The 8,492-nt window shown below is 72.0% G+C and carries 4 protein-coding genes; 2 read left to right on the plus strand and 2 right to left on the minus strand.

The genetic code is table 11. The features are described 5' to 3' along the window. Nucleotides 1-107: 107 nt before the first annotated feature. On the minus strand, nucleotides 108-2,981 hold the full coding sequence (gene gcvP, locus D6689_13845) for a glycine dehydrogenase (aminomethyl-transferring) (protein ID RMH40422.1): 2,874 nt from the start codon (nucleotides 2,979-2,981) through the stop codon (nucleotides 108-110). Between the two features lie 65 nt (nucleotides 2,982-3,046). Beyond that, nucleotides 3,047-4,498, minus strand: coding sequence for an FAD-containing oxidoreductase (locus tag D6689_13850; GenBank protein ID RMH40425.1), 1,452 nt, complete (start codon nucleotides 4,496-4,498; stop codon nucleotides 3,047-3,049). A 142-nt stretch (nucleotides 4,499-4,640) separates the two neighbouring features. On the opposite strand from D6689_13850, the gene D6689_13855 reads away from it, so the two are divergent. Both D6689_13855 and D6689_13860 read left to right on the plus strand, forming a co-directional pair. After that, on the plus strand, nucleotides 4,641-7,802 hold the full coding sequence (locus tag D6689_13855; GenBank protein RMH40423.1) for a PDZ domain-containing protein: 3,162 nt from the start codon (nucleotides 4,641-4,643) through the stop codon (nucleotides 7,800-7,802). Between the two features lie 89 nt (nucleotides 7,803-7,891). After that, a complete protein-coding gene (locus tag D6689_13860; GenBank protein ID RMH40424.1) occupies nucleotides 7,892-8,353 on the plus strand; it encodes a hypothetical protein in 462 nt (153 codons plus the stop codon). Nucleotides 8,354-8,492 lie beyond the last annotated feature (139 nt).

The following is an 8,492-nucleotide window of genomic DNA, read 5'->3' on the forward strand; positions in this document are numbered from 1 at the left end:
CGCGCAGTCCCGGCGGAACGCGACCGGCGCCGCGCGCGAACAGGCGTGACCAGAAGCCAGCGCTCACGGTCGGCGTAGTATGCCACGGTCGCCGGCGCGCGCGCCGATCAGTCGGCGAATGCCGATGGCGGCGGACACGCGCACATCAGATTGCGATCGCCGTACGCATTGTCGATGCGGGACACGGGTGGCCAAAACTTGTGATCGCGCGTCCACGGCGCCGGGAACGCCGCCTGCTCGCGCCGGTACGCGTGCGGCCACTCGGTCGCCGCGACGTCGCCGGCGGTGTGCGGCGCGCACTTGAGCGGGTTATCGCCGGCCGGTAGGTCGCCGCGCTCGATCGCGCGGATCTCGTCGCGGATGGCGATCAGCGCGTCGCAAAAGCGATCGAGTTCCGCGCGCGACTCGGACTCGGTCGGCTCGATCATGAGAGTGCCGGCGACCGGCCACGACATCGTCGGCGCGTGGAAGCCGAAGTCCATCAGCCGCTTGGCGATGTCCTCGACCTCGACGCCGGCGGACTTTTTGAACGGCCGGCAATCGACGACGAACTCGTGGGCGACGCGCCCGCCCTCGCCACAATACAGCACGTCGTAGTGGCCGCGCAGTCGGGCCGCCATGTAGTTGGCGTTGAGGATCGCGACCTGCGACGCGCGCGCCAGCCCGTCGGGGCCCATCATGCGGATGTACATCCACGAAATCGGCAGGATGCTCGGGCTGCCGAAGCGAGCGGCCGCGACCGGCCAATCGCGCGCCGACGCGTCGAGCGGATCGCCCGGCAGGTACGGCGCCAGGTGCGCCGCGGCGGCGATCGGCCCCATGCCGGGGCCGCCGCCGCCGTGCGGAATGCAGAACGTCTTGTGTAGGTTCACGTGGCAGACGTCGGCGCCGTAGTCGCCGGGCCGGCACAGGCCGACCTGCGCGTTGAGGTTCGCGCCGTCGAGGTAGACCTGCCCGCCGCGCTCGTGGACCGCGTCGCAGATCGCGCGGATGCTCGCCTCGAACACGCCGTGGGTCGACGGGTAGGTGACCATCAGCGCGCCGAGCGCGTCGGCGTGCGCGTCGGCCTTGGCGCACAGATCGGCCACGTCGATGTTGCCGCGGTCGTCGCACGCGACCGGCACCACGCGGAAGCCGGCCATCACGGCGCTCGCCGGGTTGGTGCCGTGCGCCGACGTCGGGATCAGGCACACGTCGCGGCCGCCGTCGCCCCGCGCATCCAGGTAGCGGCGGATCGCGAGCAATCCGGCGTATTCGCCCTGCGACCCGGCGTTCGGCTGCAGCGACACCGCCGGCAGCCCGGTGATCTCCGCGAGCCACGCCGCGAGTTGGTCGATCAGCTCGCGGTAGCCCCCCGCCTGCTCCGCCGGAGCGTGCGGGTGCAGGCTCGCGAACTCCGGCCACGTGATCGGGACCATCTCGGCCGCTGCGTTGAGCTTCATCGTGCACGAGCCGAGCGGGATCATCGACGTCGTGAGCGACAGGTCGCGCGCCTGCAGCCGGTGCAGGTAGCGCAACATCTCGTGCTCGGTGTGGTAGCGGTGAAAGCACGGATGGTCGAGGTAGCCGCTGGTGCGCGCAAACGGCGCGGCGTACGCGGCGTCGACGCCGTCGACGAGTTCGTCGACCGCGGGCGCGGCGCGGTCGCCGGCGAACGCGGCCAGCAGGTCTTCGACGTCGCGCCGGCCCGTCGTCTCGTCGAGCGACACGCCGACCGAGCCGTCGCCGAAGTCGCGCAGGTTCATCTGCCGCGCCGCGGCGCGCGCCAGCACGTGTGCCGCCTCGCCGGCGGGCAGTCGCACGCGCAACGTGTCGAACACGTCGCCGCTGCCCACGTCGAACCCGAGGCGGCGCAACCCCGCGGCGAGCGCGCGCGTCCACCCGCGCACGCGCACAGCGATCCGCCGCAGCCCGTCCGGACCGTGCCAACACGCGTACAGCGCCGCCATGATCGCGAGCAGCACCTGCGCGGTGCAGATGTTGCTGGTCGCGCGGTCGCGGCGGATGTGTTGTTCGCGCGTCTGCAGCGCCAGCCGGTATGCGACGCGCCCGTGCGCGTCCTTCGACACGCCGACCAGGCGGCCGGGGATGTGTCGCTTGTGCTCGTCGCGCGTCGCGAGGAACGCGGCGTGCGGCCCGCCGTAGCCGAGCGGCACGCCGAACCGCTGCGACGACCCCACGGCCACGTCGGCGCCGATGTCGCCGGGCGGCGCCAGCAGCGTGAGTGCGAGCAGGTCGGTCGCCATGACGACGAGCCCGCCGGCCTGGTGGACGCGGTCGCACAGGTCGCGGTAGTCGCGCAGCCGGCCGTCGGTCGCCGGATACTGGACGAGCGCGCCGATCCAGTCGTCGGCGGGCGCCGCCTCGTCGACCGGGCCCACCTCGACCTCGATGCCCAGTGGCCTCGCGCGGGTGCGCACGACCGCGATCGTCTGCGGGTGGCAGTCGTCGGCGACGAAGAAGCGACTGCGGCGATTTCGCAGGATGCGGCGGCACATGGTCATCGCCTCGGCGGCCGCGGTCGCCTCGTCGAGCAGCGATGCGTTGGCCAGCGGCAACCCGGTGAGATCCGCCACCATCGTCTGGAACGACAGCAACACCTCGAGCCGGCCCTGCGAGATCTCGGCCTGGTACGGCGTGTACTGCGTGTACCACCCGGGGTTTTCCAGCACGTTGCGCTGAATGACCGGCGGCGTGATGCAATCGTAGTATCCGCAACCAATGAACGAGCGAAACGCGCGGTTGCGCGCGGCGATCGCGCGCAGCTCGGCCAGCGCGTCGCGCTCGCCGGCCGCTGGCGGCAGATCGAGCGGGCGGCCGAGGCGGATGTCGGCCGGAACGGTCTGGTCGATCAACGCGTCGAGGCTCGGCGCGCCGATGACGCGGAGCATGTCCGCGACGTCGGCGTCGCTCGGGCCGATGTGGCGGCGGGCAAACGAATCGGATGGACCCAGATCTGGCGGCAGCACGCGGCGGACCATACCCGATCGCAACGCGCGCGAAAACGGACGCCGGAGCCGCCGCGCGTCCCCTGCGCCGCGGCCGGTCACCGGCGGCGGCGCAACAGCCACGCCAGCCAGCGTGCGACCCGCGGCGTGAGCCGCGCCCGCTGGTACGCGTCCGCCGCCCGGCCGAGCGCCCTCGCGTACGTCGGATACGGCGCGATCGCGTGGCCGAAATCGGCCAGGCCGCGGCCGTGGGCCATCGCGAACGCGACCGCGGCGATGGTCTCGCCGGCCACCGGCGAGACGGCGGTCGCTCCGAGGATGCGGTCGGAGCCGCGGCGGGTGACCACGCGCAACAAGCCATCCGTCGCTCCATCGGTGCGCGCGCGGTCGACCTCGGCCATCGCCACGTCGTACACGACCGCCGCGATCCCGCGGCTTTCGGCGTCGGCGGCCGTCAGTCCCACGCCCGCCACCTCCGGGTCGGTGTACGTCGCCCACGGCACCACCAACCGGCTCGCGCGCGCGCGGCCGAAGAACAGCGCGTTGCGCAGGACGATGCGAGCCATCGCGTCGGCCGCGTGGGTGTAGCGCAGCGGCGAGCAACAGTCGCCGGCCGCGTAGACTCGCCGGTTGGCCGTGCGCAGCCTGTCGTCCACCGCCACGCCGTGCGGGCCGATCGCGATGCCGGCCGCGGCCAGGTCGAGGTCTTCGACATTGGGCGCCCGGCCGGTCGCCACGAGGATCGCGTCGACGCGCAGCCGCTGGCCGCCGGCCACCAGCGTGCGCGCGGGCTCGACGCGGTCGACGGGCGCGCCCACGAGCACCCGCACGCCGTCGCGCTGGAGCGCCCGCGCGACGATGCCGCCCGCGTCCGGGTCGTCGCGGGGAAGCAGCCGATCGGCCGCCTCGACGAGCACGACCTTCGAACCGAGCCGGGCGAACGCCTGGGCCAGCTCGCACCCGATCGGACCGCCGCCGACGATCGCGAGCCGGCGCGGCAGCTCGTCGAGGTCGAACACGCTGTCGCTCGTCAGGTAGCCCGCCTCGCGCAGGCCTTCGATCGGCGGCACCGCCGGGCGCGCGCCGGTGGCGATGCACGCGCGGGCAAACCGCAGCTCGGCGTCGCCGACCGCGACGCGATCCCGACCCGTGAAGCGCGCCGCGCCGAAGTACACGTCGACCCCGAGATCCCGCAGGCGGTGGGCGCTGTCGTGCTCGGCGACCGCCGCGCGCACGGCGCGCACCCGCGCCAGCGCCGCGGCGAACGCGGCGGCCGGATCGGCCGGTGGCGCCGCCGCGGCCGCTCGCGCGATCGCGATCAGCGCCTTGCTCGGCACGCAGCCCGTGTTGAGGCAGTCGCCGCCGAGCCGGTCGCGCTCGACCAGCGCGACGCGCGCGCCCAGACCCGCCGCCCCGACCGCGGCCACCAGGCCCGCCGTGCCGCCGCCGATCACGACGAGGTTGTAGCGCCCGCGCGGCCGCGGGTTTTCCCAACCGGGCGGGCGGACGTGCGCGGCGAGTTCGTCGTCGGCCGGATCGTCGCGGCGCATGCCGACCAGAGTCGCCGGCCGCGGCAAACGTTACGCCGTACGCGACCCGCGGTAGCCCGCCGCGCCGCAGGCGGCGCGGCCCACATCGCCCGACACGCGGGCGGCGTGGCCGGCGTGCCACACCCCGTCTATACTCGACTCTATGCGCGGCAAGCTTCGCTTCAACGCCGTCGCGGTCGGCGCGGCCCTCGTGGCCGCGCTGCTGCTGTCGGTGTTTCGCCCATCCCCCGAGGGGATGCTTACGCTGGGCCTCGGGGAGCGCGCGGCCCGCGCCGCCCCCGGCCAGCTCGCCCTCGCGGACACCGACGGCCGGCACCACGATCTCACCGCCCTGCGCGTGTTCAACCGGGTGCTGGTCCGCGTGCGCTCGGCCTACGTGGACACCCGCCGCATCGACCCGCGCAAGATGATGTACGCGGCGCTCGACTCGGTGCAGCTCAACGTGCCCGAGGTGTTGGTCGAGGAGCACCCCGAGCGCGACGAAGTCGTCGTCGTCGTCAACGACAAGCGCCACGCGTTCAGCGTGGCCGACGTCGACTCGCCGTGGCGGCTGTCGGCGCGGCTCAAGGACGTGTTCCGGTTCATCCAGGACAACATGAATCCGGGGGCGGATCTGGCGCAGGTCGAGTATTCGGCGGTCAACGGCATGCTGTCGACCCTCGATCCGCACTCGGTCCTGCTCGACCCGGACGCGGCCAAGGAGATGGACGTGAGCACCTCCGGCCACTTCGGTGGCCTCGGCATCGTCATCGGTATGCGGAAAGGCAAGCTCACGGTCATCCGGCCGATGCCCGGCACGCCGGCGGCGCGCGCCGGCATCCGCGCCGGCGACCACATCGTGCGCATCAATTCCGAGTCCACGGACCACCTCACGCTCACCGGCGCGGTCAACCGCATGCGCGGAAAACAGGGCACGAAGGTTACACTGTGGGTGCGGCGCAAAGGGGTCGATCGCGACCTCGAATTCGAGCTGACGCGCGACATCATTCGCGTCGAGTCGGTCGTGTCCCGCTACCTGCCCGACCAGCGCGTCGGCTACATCAAGATCAAGAACTTCCAGTCGACGACGGCGCGCGAGGTGAAGTCGGCGATGCGCGAGCTGGCCGACCAGGGCGCATCGGCGTGGGTGCTGGACTTGCGAAACAACCCAGGCGGCCTGCTCGAACAGGCGATCCAGGTCGCGGACCTGTTCGTCGATCACGGCACGATCGTCACGACGATCGGCAGCGACGAGCGCGACGCGCGGCGCGCGACCAAGAAGGGGACCGACACGCGGTCGCCCGTCGCGGTGCTCGTCAACGGCCAGTCGGCCTCCGCGTCCGAGATCGTCGCCGGCGCCCTCAAGAACCTCGACCGCGCGGTCGTCATTGGATCGACCACCTTCGGCAAGGGATCGGTCCAGATCCTCTACGAGAACAAGGACGGCTCGAAGCTGAAGCTGACGATCGCCGAGTATCTCACGCCCGGCGACCTGTCGATCCAGTCGGTCGGGGTGCCGCCCGACATCGAGCTGCAGCGCGTCTACGTGCCCAAGCAACTCAAGACGGCGCGCGATCAGATCCGGCTGCGCCGTACCAAGCACACGTTCCGCGAGGCGGACCTCACCGCCCACTTGCAGTCGCGGCACGCCAAGGCGCGAGGGAGCGCCGCCGAGGTCGTCCGCTACCTGTACGAGCGCCCGGCGCGAGCGGGCGACGACGAGGGCGACGACGCGGACGCCGCGGGCGACGACGAGGACGGCGAACCGCCAGCCGACGGAGCGGCCGACGACGACGAACCGGTCGACGGCGACCTCGCCGACGACGAGATCGTCGAGGACTTCGAGATGAAGTTCGCCCGCGACTTCGTCGCGCAGGCGCGGTCGCCGGTGCGCAGCCGCGCGCTCGCGCAGTCGCGCCGGTTCCTCGCCCAACGGCGCAAGCTCGAGAGCGAGCGAGTCGTCCAGGCGCTCGCGGCGCTCGGTATCGATTGGACGGCGCCGGCTGCCAAGGCCGATAGCGGCGCCGCGCTGACGGCGACGGTCCGCGCGGCCGGCGCGTCGCTCGCGCCGTCGCCGGGCGCCGATGCGGACTTCCGCGCGGGCGAGGTCGTCCGGCTCGAGGGCCGGGTCGCGAACGCGGGGACCGGGCCGGCGTACCGCGTCCACGCCCAGGTGCGCTCCGACGACCGCGTGTTCGACGAAACGGAGCTGGTATTCGGCCGCATCGATCCGGGCCAGAGCCGCACGTTCACCGCGCTCGTTCGCGTGCCGAAGAACGCCGTGGACCGGGTGTCGCCGCTGTCGTTCGTCTTTACCGAATACAACGGCGCACAGGTCGAAGCCGCGCCGCTCACCCTGCGCATCCACGCCCTGCCCCGGCCGGTGTTCGCGTACAGCCACCAGCTGATCGACGACGGCAACGGCGACGGCTTGGTGCAAAAGGGCGAGCCGATGCGCCTGCGCATGACGTTCAAGAACGCCGGCGACGGCCCGGCGCAGGACGTGACCGCGGTGCTGAGCAACAAGTCCGGCGGCAACATCGACGGCGTCGTCATCCACAAGGGCCGGTTCCAGTTTCCCGAGGGGCTCGCCCCCGGCGAGTCCAAGACGGTCGAGTTTTCGTTCGCGACCAACGGCCAGTTCGACCGCGACGAGCTGGTCCTCGAGATGTCGGTCTACGACGGCGTGCTGTCCGAGTCGGTGACGGACAAGCTCGAGTACCGCGTGCGGCCGCCGTCCGCCGGGCCGGCTCCCGCGTCCGGCTCCGTTCGCATCACCAAGCGCGCTACGCCGCTGCGCGAAGGGGCATCCGCGGACGCCGACGTGATCGGCTACGCGGACCGCGGCGCCGTGTTGGCGCTCACCGGCACCGAGGGCGCGTTCTACCGGGTCGAGATGGTGCCGGGCGTGCCGGCGTTCGTCGCGCGCGATGCCGCCGAGCGCTCGCGGGCCAAGCCGCGCCGCGCCGCGGTCGCGGAGCGCTGGCAGGTCACGCCGCCGCGCATCGCGCTCGACGTGCCGTCGTTGACGACGCCGGGCGACCACTACCGCCTGCACGGCGTCGTCACGGACGACACCCACGTCGAGGACGTGTACGTGTTCGTGTCCAATCGCGAGGCCAAGATCGACAACAAGAAGGTGTTCTACAAGTCGAACCGCCACGGCCGGCACGAACGGACACTCGAGTTCGAGGGGGACATCCCGCTGTGGCCGGGCAGCAACTTCATCACCGTCGTCGCGCGCGAAAACGACGTCGTGCAAGCCACGCGCGCCCTGTACCTGCAGCGGGCCGGCGGGCCGCCCGGTGCCGCCGCCGCTCGCTGACCGCGCCGCGCACCGGCAAAACCCTGAACTTTTCCGACAACATGCGCCGACCCGTTGAATGCCCGCAGCGGTGTGGAGTCCAATGGAACGTGTCGATGGTCACGCGATGGACGTGGATCGCCGCGGGGTTGGCCGTGCTGGCCGCCGTCGCCCCGGCGCGAGCCCAGAAGGCCAAGCCGCGGATCGAGGACATCGTCGGCGACTACAAGGTGAAGTTCGACGAGATCGCGAACAACTGCACCCAGACCGGCATGTCGCTCCGCAAGGGCGTGGTCACGCTCGCGATCGACCGCAAGGGCAACCGGAAGCGATGGTTCTCCGTGTCGATTCCGATCGCGCCGGTGATGTTCGGCTCCGAGCCGCGGGACGGCAAGTTCCGCGTGCGCGCGCCGCGCGCGGGCACGGGGATTCGCGGCGTGTTGGGCGAGTTCAACGCGTCCGGTCGCGCCGCCAGCGGCGTCATCCAATTCGTGTACATCGCGGAGTTCTTCACCAAGGACGGCAAGCCGCTGTGCACCCAGAGTTGGAACGTCTCGGGCGTCAAGCAATAGCGTGCCGCCGTGCCTATACTGTCCGGCGATGATGAGCCGCGACGTCGGGCGAACCCGGGTGGCAGCCTTTGCGGCGCTAGGAGGCTGTAGTGTATAGGCGCGCCAGCGAGGTTGCGAGATGCGACGCGAGGTTCGGCGC

It is taken from the genome of Deltaproteobacteria bacterium, from assembly GCA_003696105.1.
In the GTDB taxonomy this organism is placed as follows: Bacteria; Myxococcota_A; Polyangia; order Haliangiales; family J016; genus J016.